At 67.7% G+C, this 16,778-nt stretch carries 15 protein-coding genes; 3 read left to right on the plus strand and 12 right to left on the minus strand.

Annotation, left to right across the window (positions count from 1 at the left end; genetic code table 11):
* Positions 1-36: 36 nt before the first annotated feature.
* The 10 genes from CFB18_RS07955 to CFB18_RS08005 form a co-directional block, all read right to left on the minus strand.
* Complete coding sequence (locus CFB18_RS07955; protein ID WP_088571280.1) at positions 37-897, minus strand: alpha/beta fold hydrolase; 861 nt, start codon at positions 895-897, stop codon at positions 37-39.
* Between the two features lie 2 nt (positions 898-899).
* Positions 900-1,328, minus strand: coding sequence for a nuclear transport factor 2 family protein (locus CFB18_RS07960; RefSeq protein WP_088571281.1), 429 nt, complete (start codon positions 1,326-1,328; stop codon positions 900-902).
* Positions 1,325-2,371, minus strand: coding sequence for an NAD-dependent epimerase/dehydratase family protein (locus tag CFB18_RS07965; RefSeq protein WP_088571282.1), 1,047 nt, complete (start codon positions 2,369-2,371; stop codon positions 1,325-1,327). Before CFB18_RS07965 ends, CFB18_RS07960 begins: the two co-directional genes overlap by 4 nt.
* The gene (locus tag CFB18_RS07970) at positions 2,368-3,216 is read right to left on the minus strand and encodes a class I SAM-dependent methyltransferase (protein WP_088571283.1); all 849 of its coding nucleotides are present in this window, start codon (positions 3,214-3,216) and stop codon (positions 2,368-2,370) included. Before CFB18_RS07970 ends, CFB18_RS07965 begins: the two co-directional genes overlap by 4 nt.
* Before the next feature lie 154 nt (positions 3,217-3,370).
* Positions 3,371-5,149: a hypothetical protein gene (locus CFB18_RS07975; protein WP_200808130.1), complete on the minus strand. Its 1,779-nt coding sequence runs from the start codon at positions 5,147-5,149 to the stop codon at positions 3,371-3,373.
* A gap of 335 nt (positions 5,150-5,484) precedes the next feature.
* Positions 5,485-6,582, minus strand: a complete 1,098-nt coding sequence (locus CFB18_RS15610; RefSeq protein WP_200808131.1) for an IS1/IS1595 family N-terminal zinc-binding domain-containing protein — start codon at positions 6,580-6,582, stop codon at positions 5,485-5,487.
* A gap of 512 nt (positions 6,583-7,094) precedes the next feature.
* Positions 7,095-8,228, minus strand: a complete 1,134-nt coding sequence (locus tag CFB18_RS07990; RefSeq protein ID WP_088571285.1) for a metal ABC transporter permease — start codon at positions 8,226-8,228, stop codon at positions 7,095-7,097.
* Positions 8,209-9,099, minus strand: coding sequence for a metal ABC transporter permease (locus CFB18_RS07995; protein WP_088571286.1), 891 nt, complete (start codon positions 9,097-9,099; stop codon positions 8,209-8,211). Before CFB18_RS07995 ends, CFB18_RS07990 begins: the two co-directional genes overlap by 20 nt.
* Before the next feature lie 41 nt (positions 9,100-9,140).
* On the minus strand, positions 9,141-9,887 hold the full coding sequence (locus tag CFB18_RS08000) for a metal ABC transporter ATP-binding protein (RefSeq protein ID WP_088571287.1): 747 nt from the start codon (positions 9,885-9,887) through the stop codon (positions 9,141-9,143).
* On the minus strand, positions 9,884-10,870 hold the full coding sequence (locus tag CFB18_RS08005) for a metal ABC transporter solute-binding protein, Zn/Mn family (protein WP_200808132.1): 987 nt from the start codon (positions 10,868-10,870) through the stop codon (positions 9,884-9,886). Before CFB18_RS08005 ends, CFB18_RS08000 begins: the two co-directional genes overlap by 4 nt.
* A 225-nt stretch (positions 10,871-11,095) precedes the next feature.
* Between CFB18_RS08005 and CFB18_RS08010 the strand changes: the two genes are divergently transcribed.
* From CFB18_RS08010 to CFB18_RS08020, 3 genes are read left to right on the plus strand one after another with little or no spacing between them, the layout of a single operon-like run.
* Entirely contained in the window at positions 11,096-12,739 is a 1,644-nt protein-coding gene (locus CFB18_RS08010; RefSeq protein ID WP_088571289.1) for a thiamine pyrophosphate-binding protein, read from the plus strand.
* A 37-nt stretch (positions 12,740-12,776) separates the two neighbouring features.
* Entirely contained in the window at positions 12,777-13,643 is an 867-nt protein-coding gene (gene rfbD / locus CFB18_RS08015; RefSeq protein WP_088571290.1) for a dTDP-4-dehydrorhamnose reductase, read from the plus strand.
* Between the two features lie 36 nt (positions 13,644-13,679).
* Positions 13,680-14,141, plus strand: coding sequence for a GatB/YqeY domain-containing protein (locus CFB18_RS08020; protein ID WP_088571291.1), 462 nt, complete (start codon positions 13,680-13,682; stop codon positions 14,139-14,141).
* A gap of 24 nt (positions 14,142-14,165) precedes the next feature.
* On the opposite strand, the gene CFB18_RS08025 is transcribed toward CFB18_RS08020, so the two are convergent.
* Positions 14,166-14,924 carry an SIMPL domain-containing protein gene (locus CFB18_RS08025; protein ID WP_088571292.1) on the minus strand — a complete coding sequence of 253 codons (759 nt, stop codon included), beginning with the start codon at positions 14,922-14,924 and terminating at the stop codon, positions 14,166-14,168.
* 121 nt (positions 14,925-15,045) lie between these two features.
* Positions 15,046-16,632, minus strand: a complete 1,587-nt coding sequence (gene murJ / locus CFB18_RS08030) for a murein biosynthesis integral membrane protein MurJ (protein WP_088571293.1) — start codon at positions 16,630-16,632, stop codon at positions 15,046-15,048.
* Between the last annotated feature and the right edge of the window lie 146 nt (positions 16,633-16,778).

Here is a 16,778-nt window from a genome sequence, read left to right on the forward strand (position 1 = left end):
CCTCCGTCTGAAAATGGACGACCCGCCGGGTCGTCCCTACTGTGTCTGTTTCTGCAAGAAGGGGATGAGGGCTCCGGCGACGGCTTCGGGGTCGTCGGCAAAGGGCCAGTGGCCGCTCTCCTCCAGGATCACGATCTGGGCGCGGGGGAAGAACGCCCGCTGACGCTCGGCGAAATGCACCGGCACGAAGGGGTCGGCCGCGCCCCAGATGACCAGGGCCGGCACGTCCAATTGTCGGAAGAGCGGACCGAGCACGTCGGCCATCCGCCCGGGGTTGTCGGTGGCCCGGTAGAGGCGCAGCACCGCCCGCTTCGTGCCCCAGTCCAGGTCGCGGTACATGCGGTCCACCGTGGCCCTGGGCAGGCCGCGAGGGCTGCTGCGCTGGATGAGAAAACCGAACCCGAAGCGGGTGGTGGTGGCCTGGAAGAGCTCGCCCAGGATGGGCGTGCGCCAGATGCGGGCCAGAGAGTGCCAGCGGTAGCCGGGCATGATGCCGATGTTGATCAGCGCCACGCTGGCCAGCCGTTGGGGATGTTGCGCCGCCCAGGTCAGACCCCACGGCCCGCCGAAGTCGTGCAGCACCAGGTGCGCTCGCTCGATCCCCAGGTGGCCGAGGATGCCATCCAGGTGCCGGGCGTAGCCTTCTACGGTGTAGTTGAAGTCCTCCGGCTTGTCGGCCTGGCCGAAGCCGGGCATGTCCGGGGCCACGGCGCGGGCAAAGGCGCCCACCCGGCCCAGCAGGTCGCGCCAGTCCTCCGAGGAGCCGGGGTTGCCGTGGACGAAGACCACCGCTTCCTCGCTCTGGCGGTCGCCGCTGGCCAGATAGGGGGAGCGGACGCCCTGGAAGACGACCTCACCTTTCTGTACCTCAGCTTGTGTGGTCGTTGCAGCACGCATCCTCATCCTCCTTCCCCCCAGGCCGCCCGGAAGTTCGGCCCGGTGTCGAAGATGAAATCCTGGATGTGTACCGCCTTGCCCCGCCGCAGGGTAGTCACGGTGACGCCGCTGTTGTGACCCTGCCGTCCATCGCGGTTGACGACCTCCACGTCCCAGCGGGTGGCGACCACGTTGTCCCCCGTCATGTCGAACAGGTTGGCCACCGCCACGCGGCGCACGGTAAAGCGCAGGGTGGGGAACTGCGCGAAGAACTGCTCGAACCAGCGCGCCACCGCCTCCTTGCCGCTGTGCACGCCGCTGGCGCGCACGTCGCCGGGGAAGATGAAGGTGACGTCGTCGGCGAAGTTTGCCAACACCGCCTTCAGGTCGTGGCGGTTGAAGGCCTGATAGATCTCGGGGATTTTGCGTTGAGCCAGCCAGGCGCCGATCATCGCTGCCTTCCTCCTGACTGGATTTCGAGGCGTGCCGCCACGCCCTCTTGCAGACAGGCCGGCTTGTTCGTGAGCCAGCCCTGCTGCCAGTAATAGTCCAGGGTCCTGGCGATGGCCTCTTCCAGCGGGGTGTAGCGCAGGCCCAGTTCCCGCTCGGCTTTGGAGCCGTCCACCCACGTGCCGTGGGCCAGCATGGATACAACATCGCGCGGCAGGTCGGGCGGGCGTCCGGTCAGCCGGGCAGCCAGTTCCTGCAAATTGGCCACAACTCGACCGACAAACAGCGGCCCCACCGGCGGCGGCTTCACCCCGGCCAGCCGGCAGGTTTCCCGCAGGAAATCGGCAGTATCCACGTTGTAGGCGCTCAAAATGTGGCGTTCGCCAGGACGGCCCTTCTCCGCCGCCAGCAGGTGGCCCTGGACCACGTCGTCGATGTACACGTAGCTGACACGGCCGCGGAAAAGCATCGGTTGCCTGCCAGTCACGGCCCTGAGCATGAGGTCGCCTACCGATTTCAGCGGGCCGGGGCCGAAGATGCCGGCGGGATTGAGGATGACCACCGGCAACCCCTGGCGCGCGAAATCCTGGGCGACCTGTTCGGCGCGGTATTTGGCCTCTTCGTAGGTGTGTACAAAATAGCCCCGGTGGGGTGTCTCTTCGTTTCCCACCTGGCCCCGGGGCTCGCCGATGGTGAAGCTGGTGCTGGTGTAGATGACCCGCCGGATGCCTTTTGCCTGGGCCGCGGCCAACACGTTGCGGGTGCCTTCCACGGCCGTGCGCTTCAAGAGTGCCTTGTCCGGCGTCCAGAATTCGTAGATGGCAGCGACGTGGTAGAGGGTGTCGCATCCGTCCAGCGCCTGTTCCACCGACGCTTGGTCGAGAATGTCGCCGGTGACGATCTCGACCCCCAGTCGGACCAGGTCCTCGGTGCGGCTGGTCTTACGAGCCAGCACTCGCACCCGTTCGCCGCGCCGGCGAAGCGCCCGCACCAGCGCGCCGCCTACGTAGCCTGTGCCTCCGGTTACCAGCGTCGTCATGGTCATGCCTCACTTCCCTGCGTTTTGCGCGCCCAGGCGGCGACCATGGGCGGGGTCACCAGCGTGCACCCCTTCTCCACCGCCTCCTGCCGCATGCGCTCGACCAGGGTGTCCACCTGCACCTCGTCGGCCGTGGCGACGCCGACCTGCTGCATCAGCGGCAGCAGGGTGCGGGTCAACTGCTCGATCCAGGCATAGATGGCCGAGTCGGGCCCGTTTTCGTAGCGGAGCATGGCGATGGTCTGGGCGCCGGGCAGCCCGGCCTGCTCGAAAATGCGCCGGAGTTTCGCGCCGCAGCGCGTGTCCACACCGAGACGGGTGAGGGTCTGGGTGATGCGGGTGGCGGCAGCCACGTAGGTGTCGCAGAAGGGATCGCACATCACCGCCGGGGGCGGGGTTACCGGGGTATCCAGCTCTTGAAAGGCGACGATGCCGCCCGGCTTGACGAAGGTGAGCAGCCGCCGCAGCACTGCGGCCGGATCGGGAAAGTACATCAGCACCAGCCGGCCGATGAGGGCGTCCACCGGCTCGCCGTCGAGTTGGAAATGGGCCAGGTCGGCAGCGATGAAACGCACATTCTGCAATCCGGCTGCCTGCGCCCGCCCTTGGGCGTAGCCGATGGCCTCCGGCGCCTTGTCCACGCCGATCACCGCGCCCTGCGGCCCGACCAGTTTGGCTGCCAGAAACGAGACATCGCCGGCGCCGCAGCCCACGTCCAGCACCCGCATGCCGGGGGCCAGGCCGGCCTTGAGCAGCATGTGCTCGGTCATCTCGCCGAAGAAGCGGCCCTGCTGGACCAGCCGCTCCAGCTCTTCCTGGGTGTGTCCCAGGGCATAATCGTTCGTCTGCATCTCGCACCTCCATTGAAGATTTGTTCACAATATAGTGCGGGCGATTGCTGAATTGCCAGACGAACTGGTGCCGAATTTCTGCCCAAAAAAGGCGGCCACGTTGAATCTGACCGCCTTTTCGGTGAGCCGATCTTACGCGTTCCTGCCGAGAGAATCAGGCGTCCGGGCCGTACAACTCCCGGTGCCAGAGCCAGTCGGTGACCCGTGCGATGCCTTTGTTCAGATGGTAGCGGTAGGTGTTGAAGGGCAGGCCGAGCCGTTCGGCGGCGGCTTCTTGGGTGGGGGCTGGCCGAAAGAACGTGAGGTCTAACGCCCGGTAGAATTTCTCGTCCTTCGGCGTGGCGGTCAGCGTGGCGGCGGCGTCCCGCAGCAGGGATTGCAGGTCCTCCGGGCCGGGGTTGGGGCCGGCGCTCTCCCGCAGGACCCGGGAACGCAGCAGGGGATTGCGGGCCAGGGCCTCCGGCCGATGGTAGTCGCGCAACGCCTGGCGCACGGCATCGGCGAACTCGGGCTGGGAGAGCACCAGCAGCGGCGGCGGAGCGGACTGCCCGACCGGCTCCGGCCTGAAGTCCAAATCCAGTTGTCGCTCCGCCATCTCCTCTCTCCAGACCGACAGCGGCTCGGCCCGCCAGTCGTGGGCGAAACCGCCGTAGCGCCGGCCGCCTACCTCGAAGTCGGCCTCCGCGACGCGGCGGAAGTTAATGTAGGCAAATACGCTCTCCCAGGCGGCCGGATCGGCCATGCAGCAGAAGGTCCAGGCCAGGTTGGGCGTGGTGAGCCAGGTGATCACGGTGTTCAAGGTGACCATGTTGTGAGTCAGAGGGGTCTGGTAGACCTCGCGGCCCATCCAGAAGCGGGCGATCTGGATGCGTTCGCCGGGGCGCAGGGGGCCGTAGCGCCGTACATACGCCCAGATGGCGCGCACGGCTGGGTCGGCCTGCTCGTCTTCCGGGGTGACGGTTTCCAGCAGGAGATTGGCGGCGAATCCCAGGGGTTGCGGTTCTGGCCCCCGGAACACAACGAAGGCCTGGGGCTGGCGCTGCAGCCAGTAGGCGGCAATCCGGGCCGACTGCGGCCCCTCGTGCTGCGCGACCATGGCCAGGATGTGGGGGTGATCCTGTGGGGTGATGGCATCCTGATAGACGCCGCCCAGGGTTCTCCAATCGTAGAAGGGTTTCATGGCCGGATGGTGACGCTGCAGAAAGATCAGGTCGGAGAAGGCCTGCTGACGGGCCAGGCCGCTGCTATTCCAGAAGCGATGGTTCAGGTGGCGTTGCACCTGGCGGTAGAGCTGTCGCCAGGCCTCCGGATTGCGCCAGCGCAGGTCGGTTTCCACAATCTCTCGCACCAGGTCATGAGGGAAGATGCCCGCCGGGCCGGTCTCGATGAAGGACAGGCGGCGCAACCAGGCGAAGAGGCCGGGCGCGGCTTCCTCGCCCAGCACCTCGGCCAGCAAGGCTTCGGTGGTCACCCGGGCCAGGGCACAGGCTTCCAAGGCCTGACGATGGTGGGGGGTGGGCACGTCTTGCATGAACCGCTCCACCAGCAGGTGGAGTACATCTGGGGCGTGTTCCAGGCTGATCTCTTCTGCCCTGGTGGCGCCCAGCGCCAGCCAGTCGGCTAGCAAGACCAGGGCCAGAGGGTGACCATAAGCCACGTCCAGGACGGCTTCCTGCAGCGGCTGCGGTACGCCTAGGGTCGTCAGTAGTTGGCGGCTTTCTTCGGGGCGCAGGTTGCGTAGGGAGACGATGCGGGCCAGGCCACGCCAGGCCGGGTCGGTGCGCCAAGGTTCGGTGGGGGGATTGCGGCCGGCGATGATCACCAACACGTGCGCCGGCAAGGCCGGTAGGAATCTTTCGCGCAGCCAGTCGTCCAGGGGCGCCAGGCGTTCGTAAGTGTCGAGCAACAGCACGGCCGGCGGCAAGGCCGTCAAGCGCTCCAGACTCAGGTGGCCTTCGCCGCCCCCGGTTTGCGCGGAAAGCGCCAGCAGAAAACTTTGCGGCGAGGGATCAAGATCGCGAGCATCCAGGTGGAAGATCCTACGTCCACTTTCGACGGCAATCTGCGCGTATGCGTGCAGTAGGGTTGTCTTGCCTACGCCGCCGGGGCCGAAGAGATACAGCACGGAGAATGGCGCTTCGTCGGCCTCTAGCGCCTGCCGAAACAACTCCAGCTCGGCAGCTCGGCCGACGAACGAATGTAACCGGGCCCGCGCCATTCGGTCGGCGAAACCAGAGGAAGTGGGTTCCTGACTCGTCGGTAGTCTCCCTATTTCGTGTTGGTGACATCAGGGGCCACAACCGTCATTAGCAGCTCTTTAACAGTCCAGATATGATCAGTCAAGCCAGCCGCCATCGCGGGTGAGCGTGGCTGCCACCGGCCTCGTCCGTTGCCCGCCTCGATGCGCAACGTTTTGACAGAGCGGGTCAGGTTGTAAACCCAATCTTCCCAGGCACAGGAGGCCTCGAGCATCTCCCGTCTCTTGGAAAAGGAGAGGGTCTTGCGCACCAGCCTCCCGTTCATCTGCCGGGACGTCAAATGCGTGCGCTCGACATAGGCGGTATGCTCACCAAGAAGATTAAGAACCTCTTCCGGGTCACCGTAGACCACTTTGATGGTGATCCCCTTCCAGCGGTTCCCGGAACGATTCTTTATCACCTGGAGGTAGTGCCAGTCGGGTTGGGCTTGCCTGCGCCTGGGCCTTCGACCTCGCCCCGCATATTTAGGTGCCTTTCCCCAAGTCTTGACCATCGCTTCCCTATAGCTTCCCTCCCCATCGCTGGCTATGGCAGGTGGAGAATCCGGATGACCACGGGCCTTGAGCTTAGCCATCAAAGCTGTGGCGACTTCACCCTCCTCCTTCCCAATGGCTCTTCCTACCCGCAGCCGCGTGTCGATGTCGATGATGGTGCCCCGCCAGAAGGTGCCTCGCTCTTCCTCTTCGAGATGCCCCCTTTCCCCCTTGTGACCGACATACGTCCAAAGGGCATCCAGTTGAGCGCGCGTTAGATGATAATTGGCCAATAGTAGCGCTTCGATCTCTTCGACATGCTTGGCTGCCTCCTTCAGCCAGTCTAAAACCGTCTCTTCCTTAATCCCTTTGACCCTATGAATGGCTGCCAGACTGCTTCGTTCCGCTAACCATGCCAGGCACTCAAGGATGGTCTCTTGGGAATGGTGGCGTCCGTAGAACACGGTCCCTTTAGTTTGGACAAAGGTCTTGCTACAAGTCTTGCATCGGTAGCGTTGCGTGCCCTTCTGGGTCCGACCGAACTTGATGATATTGCCATGACCAACCTTGCCGTAATCTGGACAATCTTGGTTCCAGCAGAAGGAACCGGGCGAAACCAATCGTGGGTGCTGCATTTGCGCCCTCCAATCGTCTGATGTGAAATTATTATACACCAACACGATTGAGGGAGACTACCGGGATGTGCATACGACAATGATCCGCGCCCACGTCCTCCAGCGCGGTGGCCTGGCGGTGCGCAGTCCGCTGGATTTTTAAGAAGTCTGGAGTAACCGATGGACCTCCTCTGTGTCGCCCCGATTGGCGTGGAGACCGGCTTCTGGCGATGCCGAGATCATCGCTAAGGGCGATTTCTTAAACTTTATCCCAGAGGGGGGAGATTTGTCAAACGCAATCGCAGGAAAGGCAGGGCTTTCCAGTAGGGGCGACCGGCCGGTCGCCCCTACCGGGCACGCATATTCGAAACCTGTCGACCAGGAACCGATCCCCCAGCGCCCTTATCCGCCTCGCATCTGGAAAAACCGGAAAGCCCTGAAGGAAAGGCCAGGCCACCTCTTCTCCCCTTCGTCGGATCTGGGCCGAGAGGGGTGATGCGGATCAACGGATCGAGTGGATCATCTGAGCGATTTCACCGCAACAGGAACACCCACTCTCCTTCCACCAGGGCTTCCCGGGCCGCCTGACGCCCCGCCTCTGTCAGGCGGAGGCATTCCCCCTCCCGGATCACCCACCCCGCCTCCTCCGCCCGCCGGATCACCGCAGCCGTGAAGCCGGGCTTCCAGCGCAGATGCGTCGGGAGATGGGCGAGGGCGCACTCCTCCGCTTCCGCCGGGGTGCCTTCGTGGCTCAGCAGATGGACCGCCAACAGCTGCTGGGCCAGGCGCCAGCGCCGCTGCGCCGCCAGGCGGCGCCGGGCGATCCACCCGTGGCGCGGCCCCCCGATCCAAGCCAGGGCGAACAGGAGGCCTCCCGTCGTCGCCATAGCCCCCGCGATGGAGACATCGAAGGCATGGGCAAGGCCGTATCCACCCATCGCCATCGCCACCCCCAGCCCGATGGACCCGAGGAGCATACGGCCCAGGCGATCGGTCAGAAGATAAGCGGTCGCCGAAGGCGCCACCAGCATCGCCACCACCAGCACCACCCCGGCGACGTCGAAAGCCGCCACCACCGTCAGGGAGGTCAGGGCCATCCACGCGTAGTGCAACCCGGCCGGCCGGAACCCGAAGACCTGGGCGAGATCGGGATCGAAGGCGGCCAGCTGGAGCTCCTTGTAGAAAGCCAAGACGAAAACGACCTGCAGGCTAAGCAGGGTCCCCATCACCCAGGCGCCCCGAGGCCCCAGATCCCATCCGCCCCACGTCAGGCGATCGAAGGGCGCAAAGGCCAGCTCCCCCAGCAGGACCGCATCGAGATCCAGGTGGATGGAGCCCGCGCCGCGGGCGATCAGCACCACCCCCAGGCTGAACATCGCCGGGAACACCAAGCCGATGGCTGCGTCCTCCTTGAGCCGCCCGCTCCGCAACAGGGCGTCCACCAGCCCCACCGTCAACACTCCGGCGCCGGCGGCCCCGAGGAGCAGCAGCGGGGAGCGGAGGTCCCGGACGATCAGGAAAGCCGCCACGATCCCCAGGAGGATCGAATGGCTGATGGCGTCGCCGATGAGGACCATCCGGCGCAGCAGTAGGAAGGCCCCCGGCAGGGCGCAGGCGGCCCCGGCCAGGGCAGCCACCAGCATGATCTCAACCTGCGGGGCGAGCATGGGACTTCCTCCGGTGCAGATACCAACGGCGCAGAAGCCCCCGGCGCGGCGCGATCAGGAGGGAAAGCAAGGCGATCCCACAAGCCCAGAGAACGATCAGGGGTCCCGTGGGCAGCCGGCCGATCTCCGCGCTCATCAGCGTCCCCAGCCCGCCGGAGAGGGCGCCGAACCCTCCGGCGAGGACCACCATCCGCTCCAGACGATCCGTCCACTGGCGGGCGGCAGCCGCCGGGGCCACCAGCAGCGCGCTCACCAGCACCACCCCCACCGCCGGCAGGCCGATCGCTACGGTCAGCACCATGAGCGCGGCGAGGAGCAGCTCCAGGGCTCCTACCGGCAGGCCGCAGGCTTTCGCGAAGACCGGATCGAAGGCGAGGAGTTTCCATTCCTTCCACAGGAGGATCAGGAGGGTGAGGACGAGGAGGGCTACCAGGGCGATGGCCGCCACATCCCGTCGGAGCATCGTCGCGGCCTGTCCGAAGAGGAAGCGATCCAGGCCGGCCTGGGCCGCCGTCGGCCGCTGCTGGGCCACCGTGAGCCCCACGATCCCCATCCCGAAGAACACGGAGAGGACCAGGCCCAGGGCCGCGTCCGGCTTGATGCGGGAGCGCCGGGGGATCTGCACGGCGAGGAGGGCGCCGATCCCAGCGGAGAGGGCCGCCCCGAGGAGCAAGGGCGGAAGCTCCCGACTGCCGGTGATCAGGAAAGCGAGGACGAGGCCGGGCAGGGCCGCGTGGCTCATCACATCCCCGATCAGGCTCTCCCGGCGGAGCACAGCGAAGACCCCCAGGGCCCCCGCCACCCCGCCCAGCAGGCTGGAACCCAGGGCAACCGTCCAGAACGTGGGATCCCGAAACAGTTCCGGAACCATTCCACCCCTCCGGGGGATGGCGTCTCTGCCCCATGCGCGCCTTATAGGAGAGCGACCGGAAGACCGGCGACCGCTCCCTGATAGGTCCGGCGCAGGTTCTCCACGGTGAAGGCCTGGGCCACCGGCCCCCAGGCGACACAACGGACGTTGAGGAGGGTCACCCAATCGAAATAGGCCGGCACGGTCTGGAGATCGTGGTGCACCACCACGACGGTCCGGCCGGCCTCCTGGAGGCGCTGCAGAACCGCCACCAGGGCCTGTTCGGTAACCGCATCCACGCCGGCGAAGGGCTCGTCCATCAGGTAGAGATCGGCATCCTGAGCCAGGGCCCGGGCCACGAACACCCGCTGCTGCTGTCCGACGGAGAGCTCGCCGATCTGCCGGTCGGCCAGGTGGTCCATTCCCACCTGGGCCAAGGCCTCCAACGCCCGCTCCCGATCCGCCGGGCCCGGCCGGCGGAACCAGCCCAGGTGGGCATAGCGGCCCATCAACACCACATCCAGGACCGTGGCCGGGAAATCCCAGTCCACCGCGGTGCGCTGGGGGACGTAGCCGACCCGGCGGCGGACCTCCGCGGGAGGGTGCCCGAACAGGGTGATGGATCCGGAAACCGGACGGACCAGGCCCATCAGGGCCCGCAGGAGCGTGGTCTTCCCGGCCCCGTTGGGGCCGACCACCGCCATCCGCACCCCTCGGGGAACCCGCCAGTCCACATCCCACAGGGCCGGGCGATCCCCATACATCACGGTGAGATCCTCCACCTCGATCGCCCACTCCTCCCCGATCATCGCCGTTCCTCCGAAGGCAAAGGCTCCAGCAGCCCACGGATGATGGTCTCCAGGTTGTAGCGCATCATCCCCGCATACGTGCCCTGCGGGGAGTTGGGGTCTCCCAGGGCATCGGAATACAGCGGCCCGAGGACCCGCACCGCCCATCCGCGCGCCCGCACCGCCTCCTGAACGGCCTCCAAATAGCGGAAGGGCACGCTGGTCTCCACAAAGATCGCCCGGATCCGCCGGCGGGCGATGAAATCGGCAAGATCCTGGACGTCCGCCAGGCCCGCCTCCGCAGCGGTGCTGATCCCCTGAAGGCCGCGGACCTCGAAACCGTAAGCCCGACCGAAGTAACCGAAGGCATCGTGGGAGGTGATCAGCACCCGCTGCTCGGGAGGGATCCGCGCCACCTCCGAGCGGATCCAGGCGTCCAGATCCTCCAGCTCGCGCTGGTAGGCCTGCAGCCGGGTCGCGTAGAGATCGGCGTGGGCGGGATCGAGATCCCTCAACGCCTGCGCCACCGCCTCCGCCGCCCGCATCCAGAGGCGGACGTCGAACCAGATGTGGGGATCGGGGGTGCCCTCGAACCCTGGAGGATAGCGGAGATCCTCCGGGGGGATGGCCTCCCCAACGGCGACCACCGGGGCCCAGCGGGACATCCCGGCCAGGACGTCGGCCATGCGAGCCTCCAGATGCAGGCCGTGGTAAACGATCAGATCCGCCCGCATCAGCTTCCACACGTCGCTCTCCCGCGCCTTGTAGAGATGGGGATCCACCCCCGGCCCCATCAGCGCGGCCACCTCCACCCGATCGCCCCCGATCCGCCGAACCAGGTCCGCGACCAGGGTGGTGGTGGCCACCACGCGGATGGGACGCTGCGCCAGCTCCGCCGCGCGGGCCCGCCGCTCCGCCGGAGCGCAGGCGACGATCCCGCTCACCGCCAGCACGAGCCAGAGCGCCCACCCGCCCCACCGCATTCCCTTCAACTCCCCACCCACGGCGCCCTCCGAGGCGATCGTCCGAACAAGATTTTAGGCTTTCCTAAAATCAGCGTCAAGCACCTCGATCCGTCCTCTCTTCTCCGAGCGCCGGCGAACCGCAGAGATGAGGATGTGTGCGCGTCGCCCGTTCCTCCCCTTGCCTCCGGGGGCTATTGCCCGCAACATTAAAGAGGGGCGCGTTCTCCTCCTGCGCGTCCGCATCCTCCCGGGAGGAAGCGAGCGATGTCCAGCGTGCATGGGGGACGGCTGGCGGCGAAGGCCTTGAAGGCGGCCGGTGTGGAGGTGATCTTCACCCTGTGCGGCGGCCACATCCTGCCCATCTACGACGGCTGCCTGGACGAAGGGATCCGGATCATCGATATGCGCCACGAGCAGGCGGCGGTCCACGCTGCCGATGCCTGGGCCCGCCTGACCGGACGGCCGGGCGTGGCGGTGGTCACCGCGGGGCCGGGGGTGACCGACAGCGTCACCGGGGTGGCCAACGCCTTCCGGGCCAACAGCCCGGTGCTGGTCATCGGCGGGCAGGGGCCCTTCGCCCAGCTGGGCCGTGGGTCGCTGCAGGAGATGGACCACGTGGCGGTGATGCGGCCGATCACCAAATGGGCCGGCGCAGTCTACGAAACCGAGCGGATCCCGGAGTTCATCGAGGTGGCCCTGCGCCACGCCTGGAGCGGGCGCCCCGGCCCCGTCTTCCTGGAGATCCCCTTGGACGTGTTGTTCCGCTTCGTGGACGAGCGGCACGTGAACTTCCCCCGTTTCGACCGCCCTGTGCCGCGGCCCGGGCCGGCGAAGGCAGCCCTGGAGCAGGCGGTGGGGATGCTGGGCGAGGCCGAGCGCCCGGTGGTGATGGCCGGGAGCGCGGTCCGCTGGTGCAACGCCTACAGCGCCCTGGCCCGCTTCGTGGCCGACCTCGACCTCCCGCTGTTCACCAACGGCATGGCTCGCGGGACGCTGCCGCCGGACTCCCCCCAGTTTTTCCAGCACGCCCGCCGGAAGGCCTTCGCGCAGACGGATCTGCTCATCCTGGTTGGCGGGGAATTCGACTTCCGGCTGCGGTTCGGGCAGGAGATCGCCGCCACCGCCCGGGTCATCCACGTGGACCTGGAGCCCACGGTGATCGGCCATAACCGCCCGGTGGACTTGGGGCTGGTGGGGGACATCGGGGAGATCCTAGAGGCGTGGCGCCAGGGCATGCAGGCGCGCTTCCCCGGCCGGCGCTTCACGGCGTGGCGCGAGGCGCTGCGGGCCGTCGAAGCGGAGCAGGCCGCCTTCTGGGAGCAAGGGAAGGACGCGACGGACGTCCCCATCCACCCGCTGCGGTTGTGCCACGAGCTGGCCCGCTTCATCGACGAGCGGACCATCGTCATCGGGGACGGAGGGGATATCGTGGCGGCAGCCTCCCGGGTCCTCCCGGTCTACCGCCCGGAGAACTGGATGGATCCGGGGCCCTTCGGCTGTCTGGGGATCGGGGCGCCCTTCGCCATCGCCGCCCAGCTGGCTTATCCGGACCGCCGGGTGCTGGTGCTGTTCGGGGACGGGGCCTTCGGCTTCAACGGGTTCGAGTTCGACACCGCGGTCCGCTTCGGGTTGCCGATCATGAGCGTGGTGGCCAACGACGCGGCCTGGAGCCAAATCCGGCGGCCCCAGATCGAGATGCTGGGGGAAGCCCGGGCGGTGGCCACCGCGCTCGCGCCCACCCGCTATGACCGGGTGGTGGAAGCCCTCGGGGGATACGGGGAGCTGGTGGAGCGGCCGGAGGAGATCCGGCCCGCCCTGGAGCGGATGGCCGCGGCCCGCCGCCCGGCCTGTCTGAACGTCCGCACCCAGCCTCTGCCGCCGGGCGTGCTCTCCGCTCGGTATTTCTAAAGGCTCCGGCTTCACTGCCTCAAGGGGAGGGTTCGGGATGCGGGTGCTTCTCACCGGCGGCACGGGCATGCTGGGACGCGCGATCCGGGAGGTCTGGGGGTCGCAGCCAGGGGTCGAGCTCCTCGCCCCGCCCCGCGCGGAGCTCGACCTCGCCCATCCACCCCAGATCTTCGATGCCGTTTCGCGCATCCGCCCCGAGGTGATCCTTCACGCCGCCGCCATCGCCGACGTCGACCGTTGCGAGGCCAACCCCGACCTGGCGTTCCGGGTGAACACGGTGGGGACCGCCTGTTTGGCGGCGGCCGCCCAGAGGATCGGCGCTACCCTGATCTTCATCAGCACCGACTATGTGTTCGACGGCACCAAGGGAACCCCCTACACGGAGTTCGACCGGCCCAACCCGGTCAACGTCTACGGATGGAGCAAACTGCAGGCGGAGGAGTATGTGCGGACGCTGTGTCCCCGCCACTTCGTGGTGCGCACAGCGTGGCTCTTCGCCCCCTGGGGACAACACTTCGTCACCCACACGGTGGAACGGATCCGGAAGGGGGAGCCTGTGGGGGGGATCGCCCAGACCAGCTCCCCCACCTTCGTCCTGGACCTCGCCCAGGCCCTGCTCCGCCTGCTGGAGTATCCGGCCTACGGGCTGTATCACATCGCCAATCACGGGGCGGTCTCCCGCTATGAGATGGCTCGGACCATCCTGGCGATGTTGGGGCGGGATCCGGAGGAGGCCGTGCGGCTCTCGGGGATCTCCGGCCGGCGGGCTCCCCGCCCCGATCGCAGCCCCCTGCGCAATTACGTGCTGGAGCTGCAGGGCCGGGACCCCATGCGGCCGTGGACGGAGGCCCTGGCGGAGTGCCTGGAGCGGATGGGGCTCCGGGTGCGCCATCTCTCGTCCTGAGCAGGAGCCTATACAACCCGATAGGAGAGGACCCGAATGGGCTTGAAAGAACGGTTGCAAGAAGACCTGAAAGCAGCGATGCGGGCGGGGGACGAGCCGCGCAAGACCGCCATTCGCATGGCGCTGCTGGCCATCCGGATGGCGGAGGTGGAGGCCGCTCGCCCCTTAAGCGAGGACGAGATCCTGAGGGTGCTCCAGAACGAGGTGAAGCGGCGCCGCGAGGCCCTGGCGGAGCTGGAGAAGGCGAACCGGCCGGACCGGCTGGCGGCGGAGCAGGCGGAGCTGGAGGTCCTGCTCTCCTACCTCCCGCAGCCTCTCACCCGGGAGGAGATCGAAGCCATGGCCCGGGAGGTGATTGCGGAGGTCGGCGCCGCCACGCCCGCCCAGCTGGGAGAAGTGATGAAGCGGCTGATGCCCCGGGTCCGCGGCCGAGCGGATGGCCGGGAGGTGCAGGAGATCGTGCGCCGTCTGCTCTCCGGGCCGTCCGCCGGCTCGTGATCCCATCGGTTCATCGCCCGCCGATTATCGCAGCTCCCAGGTCACCTCAATCTCCACCGCGATCTCCAGCTCCCCGGCCGCGACGGGGACAGCGGCTGCCTCGGCGGCCATCCGGGCCATGGGGACCGGGATGGGGCGTGCGAAGGAAACCTCCCGGACCATCCGCACGGGCCCCAGCTGGGCCCCCAGGGCGGCCGCCAGGGTCTGGGCCCGGGCCTTCGCGTCTTCGGCGGCCAGCCGCCGCGCCTCCATCGCCAGGCGGTCCGGGCTCCCGATCCGGAAGGCGATCCCCTCCACTCGGTTCGCCCCGGCCGCCACGGCGGCATCCACCCCGGCGCCTACCGCCTCCAGATCCCGGAAGATCGCGGTGTAAACGTGGACGACCCGATACACCCGAGGGCCGATGGGCCGGCCGGTTTGCGGATCCCGGGGCTCCTCGAACTGGATCTGGAAGGAGGCGGTCTGGATGTCGTTCTCCGCCACCCCATGGGCCTTCAAGGCGTCCAGCACCGCGGCGGCCCGCTGGTTGTTCTCGGCCAGGGCGGAGGCCAGGGTTTCCCCGGACGTCTCCACCCCCAGGGTGACGACCGCCTGATCCGGTCGCGCCCGCACGGTCCCCACCCCGTTCACCGTCAGCGTGCGCGGGCTCGCCTCTGTTCCCTGAGAACGCACGGCCTGGGCCGATGGCCCCACCGGCACCCCTGCTCCGGGCGCGGAGGGATTCGTCCGGCACGCGGCCAGCAGGATCCCCCCCACGACCCCCAGCCATCGCCAGCGGTTCATATCCGCCTCCTGATCCCATCGGGATGTAAGATGAAATTCACTTCGGCATCCGGAGGAAAGACGTTCCGGATCGCCCCTCGGTTCCCAGCCCCCCGGACGACCCCGGAGGGTGGAAGGAGCCTCAGCGAGCGAACCCCGAGGGGCGGGCGACGAGGCGGGTCAGCGCCCCAAGGGTCAGGAGATAGATCAACGTCCCAAGGCCTCCGACGGCGAGGAGGTGAAGGGCTTCGCCGGTGGTGGAATGGGGGAGAGGAAGCCGGGCCCATGCCATGGAGATGCCCAGCGCCATCATCAGGGAGGCGACGAGGACGCGGAGGGCCAGCCGGGACAGGCCGTAGGGGCGCATCGAACCCACCTGGCGGAGCAGCAGGACCCCCATGATCGCCGCATGGGCGGCCCACTGCACCGAATTGGCCACCGCCAGGTCGGTCACCTGCAGAGGCCGGAACAGCGTGGGGGCCATGGCGGCCGCGAGGTAGATCCCCACGTTGCAGATCAGCCCCACCAGGGCGGGGGTGAAGGTGTCCTGCCGGGCGTAGAAGGCGAACACCAACGGCTGATCGACGGCGGCGAAGATCAGGCCGGGCAGGTAGCCCCGCAGCACCCCGGCCACCACCGCCGTGTCTGTAGCGGTGAAGCGGCCGTGCTCGAAGAGGAGGGCGATCACGGGCTCGGCCAGCACATACAGGCCGAAGGCGGCGGGGATGATCAGGATCAGCACCATCCGCAACCCGGCGGCCAGGGTGCTCCGGAAAGGCTCCAGATCCCCCCTCCCCTGGCGGGCCTCCACGCTGAGGCGGGAGAGGCGGGGGAGGATAGCCACGGAGATAGCGGTCACCACCAGCCCCAGGGGGAACTGGATCAACGTGGTAGCGTAGCGCATCCAAGCGATGCTGTTGGGGCCGGTGCGGGAGGCCAGATGGTAGCTCAGCAGGATGGCGACCTGATTGACCGCCAACCCGAACACGACGGGAAGGTAAAGGCGCAGGATCCGCCGCAAGGCGGGATGATACACGGAGGGGCGGGGCCACAGGCCATGCAGGCCAGGCAGCTGCAATAGCACCTGGGCGATGGCGCCCAGGACCATCCCCAGGGCCAGGGCAAACACCCCGATGCGCGGCCCCAGCAGGAGGGCGGCCATGACGATGGCGGCGTTGAAGGCGGCCGCGGTGAAGGCCGGCAGGGTGAACCGCTGGAACGCCTGCAAGAGCCCGCCGATGACCCCGGCGGCGGCGAGGAACCACACCGCCAGAACCGTCAGGCGCAGGAGGTCCGCTGTCAGATCCAGCAGATCGGGATCCAGGCCCCCGGCTAACAGCCACGCGACCGGCTTGGCCCCGATCTCCACCAGAAGCACCACCGCCCCGATGATCCACCCGGCCCAGACCAGGACCGCGCCGGCCAGACGCCGGAGCTCCTGAGGCTGATCCGCATATTCCCGGAACACCGGGATCAGGGCGGAGCTGACCATGCCCCCGACCAGAAGGTCATACAGCTGGACGGGAACCACCGCTGCGGCCTCGAAGGCGCTCAGCGGCCCGCTGGACCCGAACAGCCCGCTCTTGACCGTCTCGCGCAGCAGGCCGATCAGGCGGCTGGCGACGTTGCCCGCGGCGATGATCAGCGCATCCCGGGCCAGAAGGACCGTCTCCGCCTCCCGCCCGGCCATCTGTCGGATCCGCCTGCGGAACCGTTCCCACCGGTCCATGTCAGTCTCCGCGCCGGATTCGGCGGGCGCACAGATACCCCCTGGGACACCTTCCCCATTTTACGCGCAGGCCGAAGCGCGTTCCGCCCTCCGGACGCTCCGCCTACCCGAGCCCCACGGAAAAGCACGTGGCCCTGGTCTGCAAT

It is taken from the genome of Thermoflexus hugenholtzii JAD2 (genome assembly GCF_900187885.1).
In the GTDB taxonomy this organism is placed as follows: Bacteria; Chloroflexota; Anaerolineae; order Thermoflexales; family Thermoflexaceae; genus Thermoflexus; species Thermoflexus hugenholtzii.

Bases quoted from the DNA above. Each gene is read 5' to 3' on its own strand.
- CFB18_RS07955 (WP_088571280.1), bottom strand. From the start codon at position 897: ATGCGTGCTGCAACGACCACACAAGCTGAGGTACAGAAAGGTGAGGTC.
- CFB18_RS07960 (WP_088571281.1), bottom strand. From the start codon at position 1,328: ATGATCGGCGCCTGGCTGGCTCAACGCAAAATCCCCGAGATCTATCAG.
- CFB18_RS07965 (WP_088571282.1), bottom strand. From the start codon at position 2,371: ATGACCATGACGACGCTGGTAACCGGAGGCACAGGCTACGTAGGCGGC.
- CFB18_RS07970 (WP_088571283.1), bottom strand. From the start codon at position 3,216: ATGCAGACGAACGATTATGCCCTGGGACACACCCAGGAAGAGCTGGAG.
- CFB18_RS15610 (WP_200808131.1), bottom strand. From the start codon at position 6,582: ATGCAGCACCCACGATTGGTTTCGCCCGGTTCCTTCTGCTGGAACCAA.
- CFB18_RS07990 (WP_088571285.1), bottom strand. From the start codon at position 8,228: ATGCTCGCCCCGCAGGTTGAGATCATGCTGGTGGCTGCCCTGGCCGGG.
- CFB18_RS07995 (WP_088571286.1), bottom strand. From the start codon at position 9,099: ATGGTTCCGGAACTGTTTCGGGATCCCACGTTCTGGACGGTTGCCCTG.
- CFB18_RS08000 (WP_088571287.1), bottom strand. From the start codon at position 9,887: ATGATCGGGGAGGAGTGGGCGATCGAGGTGGAGGATCTCACCGTGATG.
- CFB18_RS08010 (WP_088571289.1), top strand. From the start codon at position 11,096: ATGTCCAGCGTGCATGGGGGACGGCTGGCGGCGAAGGCCTTGAAGGCG.
- rfbD (WP_088571290.1), top strand. From the start codon at position 12,777: ATGCGGGTGCTTCTCACCGGCGGCACGGGCATGCTGGGACGCGCGATC.
- CFB18_RS08020 (WP_088571291.1), top strand. From the start codon at position 13,680: ATGGGCTTGAAAGAACGGTTGCAAGAAGACCTGAAAGCAGCGATGCGG.
- CFB18_RS08025 (WP_088571292.1), bottom strand. From the start codon at position 14,924: ATGAACCGCTGGCGATGGCTGGGGGTCGTGGGGGGGATCCTGCTGGCC.
- murJ (WP_088571293.1), bottom strand. From the start codon at position 16,632: ATGGACCGGTGGGAACGGTTCCGCAGGCGGATCCGACAGATGGCCGGG.